Below are 13,147 nucleotides of genomic sequence, written 5' to 3'. Positions count from 1 at the left end.
ACCTCTTTACCAGCAAGGACTTCCATCATGGCTGACATCACCTACGCCAACGCCTCGTGCATCTACGAGAACTCCGACACGTTCGCGGTCGACTCGCTGAACCTCGACATCGAGGACGGTGAATTCGTGGTCCTGGTCGGACCGTCCGGCTCCGGCAAAAGCACGGCGCTGCGGATGCTCGCCGGGCTCGAGGACATCGACGAAGGGTCGATCTCGATCGACGGCAAGGACATGACCGGAGTGCCGTCGAAGGACCGGGACATCGCGATGGTCTTCCAGAACTACGCGCTGTATCCGAACAAGACGGTCGCCGAGAACATGGGCTTCGCACTCAAGATGCGCGGCGTGAGCGCCGACGAGCGTCGCCGCAAGGTCGAGGAGGCCGCGAAGATCCTCGATCTCACCGACTACCTCGACCGCAAGCCGGCCAAGCTCTCCGGCGGGCAGCGTCAGCGGGTCGCGATGGGACGCGCGATCGTTCGTGAACCGCAGGTGTTCTGCATGGACGAGCCGCTGTCGAATCTCGACGCGAAACTGCGCGTGCAGACCCGCACGGAGATCGCGGCGCTGCAGCGACGCCTGGGCACCACCACCGTGTACGTCACCCACGACCAGGTGGAGGCGATGACGATGGGCGATCGCGTGGCCGTGTTGAAGAAGGGGGTGCTGCAGCAGTTCTCCAGCCCCACCGAGCTCTACGACCGTCCCGCCAACGCCTTCGTCGCCGGTTTCATCGGCTCCCCCTCGATGAACCTGCTCACGGCGCGGGTCGCCGACGACGGCGTCGTCGTCGGCAGCACCGTCGTCCCCGTCGAGCGGCAGCGGATCGCCAAGCTGCACGCGGCCGGCATCGAAGAGGTCACCGCCGGTATCCGGCCGGAGGACTTCGAGATCGCCGACGAGGGCGTCGAGGCCGTCGTCGAGCTCGTCGAGGAACTCGGCAGCGAGTCGTATCTGTATACGCGGATTCCCGGCAGCGGGAACCAGGTGGTCGCGCGGGCGCTGACCCGCACCCCCGCCCGGCTCGCCGACACCGTGCACCTGCGCAAGCGCGAAGGCACGGTGCACCTGTTCGACGTCGAGACCGGTGAGCGGGTGGGTGACTGACCGCGGTTCGCCGCGGCGCCGTGAAGCACCCGCGCGGGTTAGTGTCGGCGGGTGAACGCCCCACGAACCCCCGACGCACCGGGCACGGACGCGCCCGGCACAGACGACACGCGCGCTCATCCCGTGACGGTCCTCGGACTGGATTTCGTCGGGCTCGTCGTCGCCCTGTTGTTCTTCGCGTGGAGTCTGAGCCCGTCCCTGATCCCCCGGGACTGGCTGTATCAGGGGTTGATCAGCGGCATCACCGCCGTGACCGGCTACGGCATCGGCGTGCTGATCGCCTACCCGGCACGACGGTGGATCGTGCCGCACCTGACATGGTGGCGCCGCCGCCACACGGTCCGGCAGATCACCCAGGCCGTGGTGGCGGTGCTCGTCGTCGCACTGGTGGTCGCGGCGCTGCTCGTCGCCGCCGATCGGCAGAACGAGATCGAAGCCCTCATGGGCATGGACGCAACCTCCTCGTTCGCGTATCTGCGCACCGGTCTCGTCGTCGCCGCCGTCTTCGCCGTGGTGCTGCTGATCGCCCGGGGCCTGCGCCGCCTCGCCGACGCGTTCGCACGGTTTCTCGGTGCGCGCCTGCACATTCCGGTTCCGATCGCCCACGTGGTCGCCCCGGTCCTGCTGGCCGTCCTCGTCGTCGTGTTCGTCGACCAGGTACTGCTGGCCGGCAGTTCCAAGGCCGCGAACCTGGTCTTCTCCGGCGACAACAACAGCACCGATCCCGGCGACACGCAGCCGGTGGAACCCGAGCGGTCCGGCAGCCCGATGTCGGCGGCCCCCTGGGACACCCTCGGCCGGCAGGGCCGGTCCTTCGTCGACGGCGGCGCACGGGCCGCCGAACTGACCGCGATCAACGGCCTTCCGGCGCGTGAACCGATCCGCGTGTACGCGGGGCTGGAATCGGCGCCGGACACCGCCGCCCAGGTCGACCTGGTGCTCGACGAACTCGACCGCACCGGGGCGTGGGATCGGCAGGTGCTCGTGGTCTCCGCGACCACCGGCACCGGCTGGGTCAATCCCGTCGCGGCGGATTCGATCGAGCTGATGTACAACGGGGACACCGCGATCGCCGCGATCCAGTATTCGTATCTGCCGAGCTGGATTTCGTTCCTCACCGACGGGTCCGCGGCGGCTTCCGCGGGCGAGGCGCTGATCGACGGGGTGCAGGAGCGGTGGTCGCAGCTGCCGGAGGATGCGCGTCCCCGGCTGCTCGTCTACGGAGAGAGCCTCGGGTCGCAGTCCGCGGAGGCCGCGTTCGACGACATCGCGGACCTGCGCTCGTCCGTCGACGGGGCGTTGTTCGTGGGACCACCGAATTCGAACACCCTGTGGCGTTCGCTGGTGGACGGGCGCGATCCCGGCAGCACCGAGGTGTTGCCCACCTACCACGGTGGTCTCGAGGTCCGGTTCGCCGACAGCATGGAAGCGCTGGAACCGAACGGGCAGCCGTGGCTCGACCCGCGGGTCCTGTATCTGCAGCACGCGTCCGATCCGGTCGTGTGGTGGGGCCCGGACCTGCTGCTCACCCGCCCCGACTGGCTCTCCGAACCGCCCGGCCCGGACCGGGTTCCGTCGATGCGCTGGTATCCGATCGTCACGTTCTGGCAGGTGGCCGGCGATGTCATGCGCGGCACCTCACCACCGGTCGGGCACGGGCACAACTACGAGGATCTGATCCCGTACGGCTGGGCCGCGATCGCGCCTCCCGACGGGTGGACCACCGCCGACACCGAGCGGGTCGCGAAGGTGGTCGAAGCCACGGCACTCGAGGACTCCGTGCCGGTCGGCTGAGAAGTTCGGGGCGCCGCCGGACCGCACGCGCGGTCCCGCGACGCCCCTCGACGAATCAGTTTCCGGAGAGGATCTCGTTCAGAGCGTTGCCGTCACCGGAGACGATGGCCTCGACCATCTGCAGGACCAGACCCTCGATCTGGCCACCGACGACCGGAACCTTGACGGTGACCTGGCCGCGGACCTCGAGGACCGCACCGCCGTCGCGAGCGCGCAGCTCGGAGCGCCCCTCGATCGACACCGGGAAGCTGGACGAGCCACCGGTCAGCGTGCCCTGTGCGGCACCGCCCTCGAGCGGGCCCCACTCGTCGGTCCGCTGCATCACCAGCGGTCCGCGCAGAATGCCGCGGACCACAGCGGGAAGTCCCGAGGTGTCGGTCTCGTCGGTGAGCGTGACCTTGACCGTGCCGGGACCTGCCGGGGAAGCGATTTCCACTGAGCCGGTCGTGCTTCCGCCCAGGCGGCCCTTCCAGTACTCCTCGCTGATCAGGGCGGCGTGGACCCGTTCCACGTCGTGGTCGATATCGGCGCTGAAAGAAAATTCTTTGGACATGGGCGCAAACAATAGCGTCCCCCGCGGGGGTCGCCTACAGCGCTCCCGACAAAGCCGACCACGCCCTGCCGCGGGCCCGTCCGGCCCGGAGAATCAGGCCCCCGGGCGCTCCGATTCGGTCACTTTGCGGGCGAACTCGATCGTCCGCTCGAGGGCGATCCGAGCGTCTTCGAGCGAGAGATCGAACTGGTACTCGTGGCCCAGTTCCGGCTCGTGATCCTCGGGATAGAACAGGGCGTCGACGGTGACACCGAGATCGGTGAGCTTCGCAGCCAACGGATTCGACTGGGTGTTCGTGAGGGGATCGCCGTTGCCGCCGGTGATGTAGGTGGCGGGGAACTCGCCGGTGACCCACCGCAGCGTGGACATCTGCGCGGCCGCCTCCGAGGACCGGAAGTCCCGAGCCCCCGTGTAGGCCCACAAAGCCTGCTTCACACCCCACCCGATCAGGCCGCCGCTGCCGCCCATCGCGGGAACGTCGTAGATTCCGCAGTTGAGCACCACACCGCGCAGCTGCTCCGGGGTCAGCGCCGGAGTGATCCCGATCGCGGCGGCATAGGCCGGGTCGGTGACCGCCGCGGCGAGCTGCGCCGACAACTGTGCGCCCGCGGAATCACCCGCCAGGACGATGCGATCCGGGTCGATGTGCAGTTCGTCCGCGTGCTCGACCAGGTAGGCGTGCGCGTCGTTGAGCTGGTGCACGGGCGTCGGATAGCGATGTTCGGGGGCGAGCGAGTAGCCGAGCGAGACCACGGTGAACCCGGCGTCCGCGACCCGCCGGTAGTAACCGGCATAGTTCGTCCGGTCCCCGGACAGCCACGCGCCGCCGTGCGTCCACACGATCGTCGGCAGCGCGGTCGTCGTTCCGGTCGGGGTGTAGACGTCGAGATACGCGTCGGGGTCGCCGGCGCGATACGGCACGTCGGCGACGAGATCGGTGACCGGGGCCCCGACCTCGAGTTTCGCGGTCTGGTCACGGGCACCACGTTCGAACAGCACGCGGACCAGAAGCGCCCCGGGCGTCGGCGTCAGGGCGAAGGACGCGGCGATGATCGCGAGCACCACGACGATCACTGCCAGAACCCACCGCAGGACGTGCCGACGCGGGCGAACTCGAGGGGTGGGGCTGGTCGTCGTCACTCGTTCTCCTGCTGTGGGTCGGGCCGGTCTGCCCGCCGGGACCGTCCCGTCCGAGCCCGTCGATCATCGCAAACCGCGGCTCGTTCTACGGGACCATCGCGCGCAGTGTCGCGAGCGCGGGACGGACGTTCGCGAGGTACCGGGCCATCGCGTCCTGCACCTTCGGCCGGTCGAAATGCTGCCGCAGCCCTCGGGCCGTGTTGAGACGGGCGCGTTCGAGCCACTCCGCGACGTCCGGTTCCTTCGACCACATCCGGTCGGCGGACATCTCGACGAGCAGACCCCGCGCCCAGTCGAGCGGAACGTCGGGCAACCGGTTCGTCGGGCACAACCGGTTCTTCTCGTCGAGGGGACGGCCGGTCGACTCCACGAACCCGACCATCGCGGCGTTGAACGGGACGAGCCCCGACCGGACGGGCTGCAGCGTGATCCGGCCGGGCGCGAAGATCGGCACGGCCGGTGCCGGATTCAGGCCGCGGGCGGCGCAGTGCACGTGCACCGCGTCCGGCACGGTCGCGACCGTGCCGCCGTCGAGGTGGATCTCCCAGCCGTCGAGGCGTCGTACATGCCCGAGCCGCACCACATCCCGGATCTGCCGCAGCATCTTCAGCTCGGCGGTGCTCATCGTCGGCGCCTTGTACATCGAGGGCGTGACGCGGTCGTCGACCCGGAACAGCTGTTCGCTCGCCTCGAGCCGGGCGAACAGGTCGTCCGGCGAGGTCGCGTGCGCCGCCGATTCCAGTTGCCGCGCGATGCCTTCGATCAGATCGTCCACCAGTTCGCCGCCCTGCGCGAAGAACCGGTTCCGCAGCCACGCCTCCCGCGGCTTGATCCACCGGATCGCGTCCGGGTCGACACCGGTCTGCAGCAGCCACAGGCACGCGTCGATCGCGGTCTTGCCGGCACCGATCACGACGTAGCATTCGGCCGGGGTCGCCACGTGCGGCAACTCGCCGACGGGAATGCACCGGGCGTCCGGGGCGACGGCGAACGGCGGCGCAGTGGTCGCCGGGACCGCCGGTTCGAGATAGGTGGCGTCGACCACCGCCTCCCGGACCTTCACCTCGAAGCACTCGCCGGACAGGCGCGAGACGTAGCGCTCCCCACCGACGTATTCGCACATCGGGAAGTACCGGACCGCACCGGAATCGAGCAACGACGTGCGCATGACCCGGTCGTAGTATCCGCAGATCTCGGCGGCCCCGGCCTGCTCGTACATGCCGGCGTTCGGCCCGGTCCGATCGATGGTGTCGGCGCCGAGCGGCAGCGAGTTCACCCCGTAGTAGGCCGACGGCTGGTGCAGCCTCACGAACGGGTAGGCATCGTTCCAGTGCCCGCCCGGCGCGTGCCGGCGGTCGACCATCACGACGTCGGCGTCGGAATCGGCGATCAGCGCATCGGTGAACGCCATCCCGGCGGCGCCGGCGCCCACCACCAGGTAATCGGTGTCGAGGGTGTGGGTGACCATGTTCGTCCCGCTCTCCGTGCTCTCCCACGATCGCACGCGCTCCCGGGCCTGTCACGAGAACGGGCCCGGGAGCGCGCCGGTCACCACACGTCGCAGAAGTTCATCGCGAGGTAGTCGTGGGGCAGACCGCCCTCCGTGATCACGTCCCCTTCCCACCAGCGGAAGGTCTGCGCCGCGAAGCCGGTCGCGGCAGCGTGGATCTCCCCTTCCCGCGGGTAGTGGTATTCGACGTGGATCGAGTCGGCCGTCTCCGCCACGACCGTCGGGTGCAGCGCGCATCCGGTCGCCGTGCCCAGATAGCTACCGCGGTGGAACAACAGCAGATGCGTCGGCGACCAGCCGGTGGCGTCGACGATCCCGACCTGCGCGTAACTCAGGTCGGTGCAGCGGTTGTAGTTGCCGTTGTACGCGTAGAGCCAGGTCGCGTCCGGAATCTGCTGCGGCGCAGGCATCTCGTCGATCGCCGCGAACACCTCGGGTGCCGCGAGATCGATCTGCGCGTCGCACGACGCGTCCTCGCGGAACAGCGGCGCCGGGAACGCGTCCCGCGCCGGAACGGCAGCCTGCGCATTCCCCACCGCAGTGCAGGCCACCACGATCGCGGCCGCGCTGCTGAGCAACGCGGCCGTGGTCTTCCCCCTCAATTCCCCATCCCTTCGTCGGATGCGCTCGCGTGTCGAGCACAGAGCGGGTATCGAACCCCGACGGGATTTCGTAACACCGCGGCCCGCACCCGGATCCGCGGCCGGGATTCCTATCTCGCGGGCGGACAGATCACCACGGGACATCCGCTGCGCTGCAGCACATCGCGGCCGACCGACCCGATCACCGCGCCGGCGAACCGGCCGCGGCCGTGACTGCCGACGCAGATCAGCTGGGCATCGGCGGCGTGCCCGAGCAGCGCGTCGGCCGGATCGCCCTCGACGGACACTTCGACGACGGGCACCTGCGGAAACCGCTCCCGGGCAGCGGCCAGGGCCTCCGGCGGCACGCCGCGGGACGGCTCGGTCACCCCCGGCAGCGAGAACCACGCGTGTACCGCCACCACGGAGGTCCCGAACAGTGCGGCCAGCTCGAACGCCACCAGCGCGACGCTCGCGCCGCGCGGTCCCGGTTCGATACCGACGACGACCGGACGCTCGTCGTCGGGAAGGCGGCCCGGCTGTCCCCGCCAGCTCGCGACCGGGCAGGAGGCACGTCGCACCAGGTCCTGCGCCGTGGACCGGCGCAGCAGTGCTTCGAGTGCGCCGCTGCCGCTTCCGCTGTGCCCCAGCACGACCAGGTGGGCGCCTGCGCTCGCGGCGGCCAGTGCCGTGGTGACCGGCCCGGATTCGACCCGGCCCTCGACCTCCAGCCGCGGAAAATACGCGCGCACGACGGTGACGACGTCGGTGACGATCGCTTCCGCTGCGCGATATTGCTCCTCGGCCAACGGTTCCCGGCCACCCACCTCGGGCGCGGTACTCGGGCGGCGCCGCTCCGGCAGGACGTACACGACGTGGAGTCCGCATCGCCGACGCGCCGCGACCGCCGCCGCCCATTTCGCGGCATCGGTGGCGGACCGCGATCCGTCGACTCCGACCACCATCACGCCGTTTTCGGCCATGTGCACCGCCCGTTCACGGTTCCCGGAAGGTTCGACGGGACGAGAATACCGGCAGTGTCGCGGCGGACCTGACAGACTGCCGATATGTCGATCGGGTGGAGGGTTCTCGCGCTGTTCTGCGCGTTCGGGATACTGGCTGCGTGTTCGTCGTCGAACGGGTTGCAGGACACGGCGCGGACACCCGCCGGCGTCGAGAGCGCCGACCCCGCGCAGGCCGACGCGATCATGCGGATCGTCGAGCAGGCGATGGCGGACCGTCACCTGCGGGCGGTGATCGTCCGGGTCACCGAGGACGGCGAGGAGATCGTCACGCGCGCGGTCGGCGAGTCGATGACCGGGGTGCCCGCGACCCCGGACATGCACTTCCGCAACGGCGCCGTCGCGATCTCGTACATCTCGACGGTGCTGCTGCAGCTGGTCGACGAGGGCACGGTGACGCTCGACGACCGGGTGTCCCGGTGGCTGCCGGACATCCCGCACACCGACCGCGTCACGCTCGGCCAGCTCGCGCAGATGACCTCGGGCTACCCGGATTACGTCATCGGCAACGACGAGTTCGCGAACGCGATCTACGCCGATCCGTTCCGGTCGTGGACACCCGAGGAGCTTCTCTCGTATGCGACGTCGAAACCGTTGCTGTACGAGCCCGGCACCAACTGGAACTACGCGCACACCAACTACGTGATCCTCGGCCTGGCTCTCGAGAAGATCACCGGTAAGACCGTCGAAACGCTTGTGCAGGAACGGATCCTGGACCCACTGCAACTCGACGACACCCAGGCGACGCAGACCCCGGCGATCCCGGATCCCGTGCTGCACGCGTTCAGTTCGGAGCGCCGCCAGTTCCTGGGTATTCCTCCCACCACTCCGTTCTACGAGGAGACCAGCTTCTGGGATCCGTCGTGGACGATCACGAACGGCGCCGTCCAGACCAGCAACATCTACGACCTCCACGACACCGCGGTCGCGGTGGGCACCGGCCGGTTGCTCTCCCCCGAGTCGCACCGAGCGATGGTCTCGACCGATCTGCGCGGCAGGACACACGCACAACCCGGCTGCGCGACGTGCGCCGAACAGACCGAGGGCTACACGTACGGGCTGGGCGTCGTGATCTCCGGCGACTGGCTGCTGCAGAACCCGCTGTTCGCCGGGTACTCGGCGGTCGAGGCGTATCTGCCGGACCGGAAGATCGCGATCGCGGTCGCGGCGACCTACGGTCCGGAAGCGTTCGCCGACACCGGCGCATACTCGAATCAGGCCCAGGCCCTGTTCCGGGAGATCGGTGCACAGATCGCGCCGGACCACGCCCCACCGGCGCCGCCCGGGTAGGCGGCGCGTGCGACACACCGCCTGCGCAGCGAGCCGTTCGGTTGCCGACGTGCGAAGCTGCGGCGGGGAGTCCTGACACGGGGCCACAGGCGGGGGAGGTAGTGCGATGGCGGCAATGGACGCGATGGGTGCCTTGATGATGACGGCCGAGGAGCTGTCGAATCCGATGCACATTTCTGCGCTGATCGTCCTGGCACCGCCCGAGGGTGCCGGGTCTGCCTTCGTCGACGAGATCCACCGCGCGTGCCGTGTCGACGCGGACCTCCTCGACCCGCGGCTGCGCCGTCGTCCGCACCGCGGCGTCGACACGGGCGGGGCGTGGACCTGGCGCGACGCCGACCCGGACATGAGCGAGCACGTGTTCCGGAGGACGCTGCCGGCCGGTTCGGGCCGGGAGGCACTGTGGTCGTTCGTCGGTGACGTGCACGCCGAGCCGCTCGATCGGTCGCGGCCCATGTGGCAGGTGCACGTGATCGACGGTTTCGACGGCGATCGGATCGGATTGCTCGTCAAGGTGCACCATTCGGTGGTCGACGGCATCGGCGGCATCCGGATGATCGAGTCCTGGGTGTGCGACGATCCGGACCGCCGTGGCATGCAGTTGTTCACCGCGCCCTCCCGGGAACGGGATTCGAGTGCCGGCACCCGGTTCCCGGGACCGCTCGCACTGGCCCGCTCGACGGTCGAGGCCGCGGCGGCAGGCGCGGACTTCGCGGTGCGGCTCGGCAAGGGTGGATTCCTGAACGTCTTCAAGGCGTTGACCGGAGGCAGCGCGACCCTGCCGTTCTCGGCGCCCGACACCAGGTTCAACGGCAGGCTCGCGCCCGCACGCTCCGTCGCCGGGGCCGAGATCTCCCGTGCCCGCGTCCGCGCGGTCGCCCAGGAAACGGGCACCACCACCAACGACGTCCTGACCGCCGTCGTCGCCGGTGTGCTGCGGTACTGGCTGCTCGCCCACGACGAACTTCCCGACGAATCCCTGGTCGCGATCTGCCCGATCACGGTCCGGCCCCGCGACGCCGCCGCGGACGACGCCGCCGCCAATGCGTTCGGTGTCGCGCTGTGCACGCTCGGCACCGAACTGGACGATCCGGCGCAGCGGCTCGCCACCGTTCATCGGTCCATGTCGGAGGCGAAAGAGCAGGTCGCCGAGCTCGGGTCGGGAGCGTCGCTGGCCGTGGCCCTGCCCGCCATCGCGCCGACGGTGCTGCTCCCCCAGATTCCGTTCGCGCCGACTCCGCGGCCGGCGTTCAACCTGGCGTTGTCGAACGTGCCGGGTCCGCCCACCGACCGGTACTGGAACGGCGCCCACCTCGAGGCGATCTACCCGGTCTCCACGGTGTACGACGGTCTCGCCCTCAACATCACGGTGTGCTCGTACGACGACAAGCTCGACATCGGGTACGTCGCGGGGCGAGAACAACTTCCCGACATCGAGACGCTCATCCCGCTCACGGAACGGGCGCTGTCGGATCTCGAAGCGGCGGTAGGGATCGAACGGTAGGCGAACCAACCGGGACCGCAGCGGAGACGAGGACGTCCACCAGGTCGGGGAGCCCATCGGCGGGTCCGCCGGCCGGGTACACCCCGCCGACGGCGAACGCTCCGACGATCGCGACGTGGAGCCGGTCCGCGAGCAGGTCGCCGTCCACCACATCCAGGCGCGCGGTGAGTCCGCGCAGCCGGCGGTGGAGCTCCTCTTCGTGGTCGAGGCACCTGTCCCGGATGCGGACGTGATCGGAATCGAATTCCGCTGCGGTGTTGACGAATACGCAGCCGCGATATCCCTCCGAGGTCGCGAGGTCCCGCATCCACGTCGCCTGCGCGACCAGTTCGTCCCGAGCATCCGGGTTCTCGCGGGCCACTGCATCCCATTTCCGCCAGAACATGTCGTTCCGACGCTGCAACACTGCCACGATCAGGTCGTCCTTGCTCGGAAACCATCTGTACAGACTGGCTTTCGAGATCCCGGATCGTCGGAGCACCTCGTCGATGCCGACCGCCCTGACACCGTTGACGTAGAAGAGTTCCGTGGCGACGTCGACCAACCGGTCGCGGACAGCGGTTCCGCGCAGCTGCCGGGGCCTGTCGCTCACACCGGCTCCCGCCGGGCCGTCGCGATGACCGTCTTGCCGAAGCCACCGCGCCGCACGGCGGCCTGTTGCGCGTCGGCGGCGTGGTCGAGATCGAATTCGGCGCCGACCACGACGCGAACGGCACCGCGGTCCACGAGTGCGGCGAACTCGCCGAGCGCCGCCGGATCGGGTTCGACCAGGCAGGATCGGACATGAATCCCCAGGCGCTCGGCATCCTCCGGATAGGCCGGAATCGACCACGCGGTCGCCAACGCCGCGGTGCCGCCCGGTTTCACCCGGTCGAGCAGGCTTCTCCCGAACTCGTGCCCGACGTAGTCGAGGAAGGCATCGACCGGGGCGATCTCCCGCAGCGCACCCGGATCCTCGTAGTCCACGCAGGTTTCCGCGCCGAGCGCATGCAGCGTGTCGTGGTGATCCGGCCTCGCCAGTGCGACGACGGTCGCTCCCCTGACCGCCGCGATCTGGACCGCCAGGTGACCCACGCCGCCAGAGGCTCCGTCCACGAGCACGCGATGACCGGCGACCACGCCTGCTGCGTCGAGCATCTGCCAGGCGGTCAACGCTGCCATCGGTGCGGAGCCCGCCTCCGCGAAGGTCATCGTGGAAGGGATCCGCACCAGTTGATGCGCCGGAACGGTGACGAACTCCGCATAGGTGCCGGCGGGGTGCGGGAACAGCGCCAGGCCGAAGACGCGGTCTCCGACGCGATGCCGGGTCACGCCGTACCCGACGGCGTCGACGGTGCCGGCGACATCCCAGCCGGGGACGAACGGAAGCCGCATGGACTGCTCGTACCCCGCGTGTTTCCCGGTGTAGATGTCGATCGGGTTCACGCCGGTGGCCGCCATCGCGACCCGCACCTCGCCGGCGGCGGGTTCGGGGCGGGGTACTTCGACCACCTCGAGCGGTGATCCCCAGGTCTCGTGTCGCGCGGCGCGCATCGTCGCGGTCGCCGGACCGCGGGCACCGACGATCACGATGCCCCGACCGGTTCGGCGGCGACCCCGGTCGCCGAGGCCGCGTCACCAACTCGTCCGGACATCCGCATCCTCCCGAGAATTCGAATAGAGACAGATCTGTCTCTTTATATCGGCCGACGTGGAGGCCCGCCGCGCCCTCGTGACAGCCCACAGTCGAACCCCCCTATCGGCAGGACCGGCCACCGGACCGCGGCGGTCCGGGGTGCGCCACCGGCGCTCGCCTGCCGATCCGCTCGCCCGACCTGTGAAACGCGACAGCGGGTGTGTCGTACCTCACTTCCGTGTAACAAGGGCGATAGCGTCACACGATAGAGAGGTCACACGCAGAGTTGGCAGGGGGTTCCCAGTGACTACAACCCAGAGGCGCCTGTTGTTCGTCGGTCATCCCGACGAGGCCGAGATCTCCCAGTGGACGTCCGTGCGAGATCTGGCCTCGCAGCAGGGGTGGGAGACCACCCGGCGGTTCACGCCGGATCTGATCACGTGCGCGATCGCGACCGACGACGTGCTGGGGGGCGTCTGCACCCCCACGGAGGCGTCGACCCTGCGCGCCGTGACCGCGTCGTCGATCCCCTGCATGCGCGCCGGGGACGCACTCGTTCAGCTCTTCGCTCGCGGCGACGTCGCGGACGCGACCGCCTGACCGGCAGCCTCGTCCGGCGAACGTCGGCGTGCAGGCACGCGGGTATCAGTTCTCGCGCGCGGTCTCCCAAAGCCCCATGAGGTTGCCCTCGGAGTCCTTGAAGTACGCCGCGAAACCCATCGTGCCCACGGGTGTACGGGGCGAGACGGTCTTCCCGCCCAGTGATTCGATCTTTTCGAGTGCCTGGTCGATGTTGTCGACGTCGATGGTGACGACCGGTGCAGCGGCTTCCCCTCGCTGCATCATGCCGCCGCCGATGTAGCCGGGTTCGGACGACATTCCGGTTTCGTCGGTCGGACCGGTGACGACGATCGTGTAGTCCAACTCGGGCATCTCGCTGATCTGCCACCCGAATGCTTCCCGATAGAAGCTGCGGGCGCGGTCACCGTCGTCGAACGGGATCTCGAAGTGCACAACTTTGCCGGACATGG

Annotated in this window: 13 protein-coding genes; 5 read left to right on the top strand and 8 right to left on the bottom strand. The window is 69.3% G+C overall.

From position 1 onward, the window contains the following. The first annotated feature begins 27 nt into the window (after positions 1-27). Positions 28-1,107, top strand: coding sequence for an ABC transporter ATP-binding protein (locus tag ACWDUD_RS09875; protein WP_450109194.1), 1,080 nt, complete (start codon positions 28-30; stop codon positions 1,105-1,107). A gap of 51 nt (positions 1,108-1,158) precedes the next feature. After that, positions 1,159-2,901: an alpha/beta hydrolase gene (locus ACWDUD_RS09870; RefSeq protein ID WP_450109193.1), complete on the top strand. Its 1,743-nt coding sequence runs from the start codon at positions 1,159-1,161 to the stop codon at positions 2,899-2,901. A 55-nt stretch (positions 2,902-2,956) separates the two neighbouring features. On the opposite strand, the gene ACWDUD_RS09865 is transcribed toward ACWDUD_RS09870, so the two are convergent. The 5 genes from ACWDUD_RS09865 to ACWDUD_RS09845 all read right to left on the bottom strand — a co-directional run bounded on the left by ACWDUD_RS09865 (position 2,957) and on the right by ACWDUD_RS09845 (position 7,668). Beyond that, the gene (locus ACWDUD_RS09865; protein WP_197256237.1) at positions 2,957-3,454 is read right to left on the bottom strand and encodes a DUF2505 domain-containing protein; all 498 of its coding nucleotides are present in this window, start codon (positions 3,452-3,454) and stop codon (positions 2,957-2,959) included. A 93-nt stretch (positions 3,455-3,547) separates the two neighbouring features. Further along, entirely contained in the window at positions 3,548-4,594 is a 1,047-nt protein-coding gene (locus ACWDUD_RS09860) for an alpha/beta hydrolase (protein ID WP_450109192.1), read from the bottom strand. A gap of 85 nt (positions 4,595-4,679) precedes the next feature. Beyond that, positions 4,680-6,062, bottom strand: coding sequence for an NAD(P)-binding protein (locus tag ACWDUD_RS09855; RefSeq protein ID WP_450109191.1), 1,383 nt, complete (start codon positions 6,060-6,062; stop codon positions 4,680-4,682). Between the two features lie 80 nt (positions 6,063-6,142). After that, positions 6,143-6,706: an LppP/LprE family lipoprotein gene (locus tag ACWDUD_RS09850; RefSeq protein ID WP_231611488.1), complete on the bottom strand. Its 564-nt coding sequence runs from the start codon at positions 6,704-6,706 to the stop codon at positions 6,143-6,145. A 110-nt stretch (positions 6,707-6,816) separates the two neighbouring features. After that, positions 6,817-7,668 (bottom strand): universal stress protein, encoded by an 852-nt coding sequence (locus ACWDUD_RS09845; protein WP_197256231.1) that lies wholly within the window; start codon positions 7,666-7,668, stop codon positions 6,817-6,819. Positions 7,669-7,752: 84 nt separating this feature from the next. On the opposite strand from ACWDUD_RS09845, the gene ACWDUD_RS09840 reads away from it, so the two are divergent. After that, entirely contained in the window at positions 7,753-8,997 is a 1,245-nt protein-coding gene (locus tag ACWDUD_RS09840) for a serine hydrolase domain-containing protein (RefSeq protein WP_197256229.1), read from the top strand. 106 nt (positions 8,998-9,103) lie between these two features. Further along, positions 9,104-10,501 carry a wax ester/triacylglycerol synthase family O-acyltransferase gene (locus ACWDUD_RS09835; RefSeq protein WP_450109190.1) on the top strand — a complete coding sequence of 466 codons (1,398 nt, stop codon included), beginning with the start codon at positions 9,104-9,106 and terminating at the stop codon, positions 10,499-10,501. On the opposite strand, the gene ACWDUD_RS09830 is transcribed toward ACWDUD_RS09835, so the two are convergent. Next, positions 10,449-11,093 (bottom strand): TetR/AcrR family transcriptional regulator, encoded by a 645-nt coding sequence (locus ACWDUD_RS09830; RefSeq protein WP_450109189.1) that lies wholly within the window; start codon positions 11,091-11,093, stop codon positions 10,449-10,451. The two genes, ACWDUD_RS09835 and ACWDUD_RS09830, sit on opposite strands and share 53 nt — an antisense overlap. Next, positions 11,090-12,070, bottom strand: a complete 981-nt coding sequence (locus ACWDUD_RS09825; protein ID WP_450109188.1) for an NADP-dependent oxidoreductase — start codon at positions 12,068-12,070, stop codon at positions 11,090-11,092. Before ACWDUD_RS09825 ends, ACWDUD_RS09830 begins: the two co-directional genes overlap by 4 nt. 349 nt (positions 12,071-12,419) lie before the next feature. Here ACWDUD_RS09825 and ACWDUD_RS09820 point away from each other — a divergent pair, with 349 nt between their 5' ends. Then, positions 12,420-12,716, top strand: a complete 297-nt coding sequence (locus ACWDUD_RS09820) for a hypothetical protein (RefSeq protein ID WP_197256219.1) — start codon at positions 12,420-12,422, stop codon at positions 12,714-12,716. 45 nt (positions 12,717-12,761) lie between these two features. On the opposite strand, the gene ACWDUD_RS09815 is transcribed toward ACWDUD_RS09820, so the two are convergent. Further along, on the bottom strand, positions 12,762-13,145 hold the full coding sequence (locus ACWDUD_RS09815) for a VOC family protein (RefSeq protein WP_450109187.1): 384 nt from the start codon (positions 13,143-13,145) through the stop codon (positions 12,762-12,764). Between the last annotated feature and the right edge of the window lie 2 nt (positions 13,146-13,147).

The sequence above is a fragment of the Rhodococcus sp. NPDC003382 genome (assembly GCF_053589135.1).
Note: the sequence above shows the minus strand (reverse complement) of the source record. Positions and strands in the feature narration are given on the sequence as shown.

Excerpts from the sequence above, each read along its gene's own strand:
- ACWDUD_RS09845 (WP_197256231.1), bottom strand. The coding sequence starts at position 7,668 with ATGGCCGAAAACGGCGTGATGGTGGTCGGAGTCGACGGATCGCGGTCC.
- ACWDUD_RS09865 (WP_197256237.1), bottom strand. The coding sequence starts at position 3,454 with ATGTCCAAAGAATTTTCTTTCAGCGCCGATATCGACCACGACGTGGAA.
- ACWDUD_RS09835 (WP_450109190.1), top strand. The coding sequence starts at position 9,104 with ATGGCGGCAATGGACGCGATGGGTGCCTTGATGATGACGGCCGAGGAG.
- ACWDUD_RS09875 (WP_450109194.1), top strand. The coding sequence starts at position 28 with ATGGCTGACATCACCTACGCCAACGCCTCGTGCATCTACGAGAACTCC.
- ACWDUD_RS09855 (WP_450109191.1), bottom strand. The coding sequence starts at position 6,062 with ATGGTCACCCACACCCTCGACACCGATTACCTGGTGGTGGGCGCCGGC.
- ACWDUD_RS09815 (WP_450109187.1), bottom strand. The coding sequence starts at position 13,145 with ATGTCCGGCAAAGTTGTGCACTTCGAGATCCCGTTCGACGACGGTGAC.
- ACWDUD_RS09840 (WP_197256229.1), top strand. The coding sequence starts at position 7,753 with ATGTCGATCGGGTGGAGGGTTCTCGCGCTGTTCTGCGCGTTCGGGATA.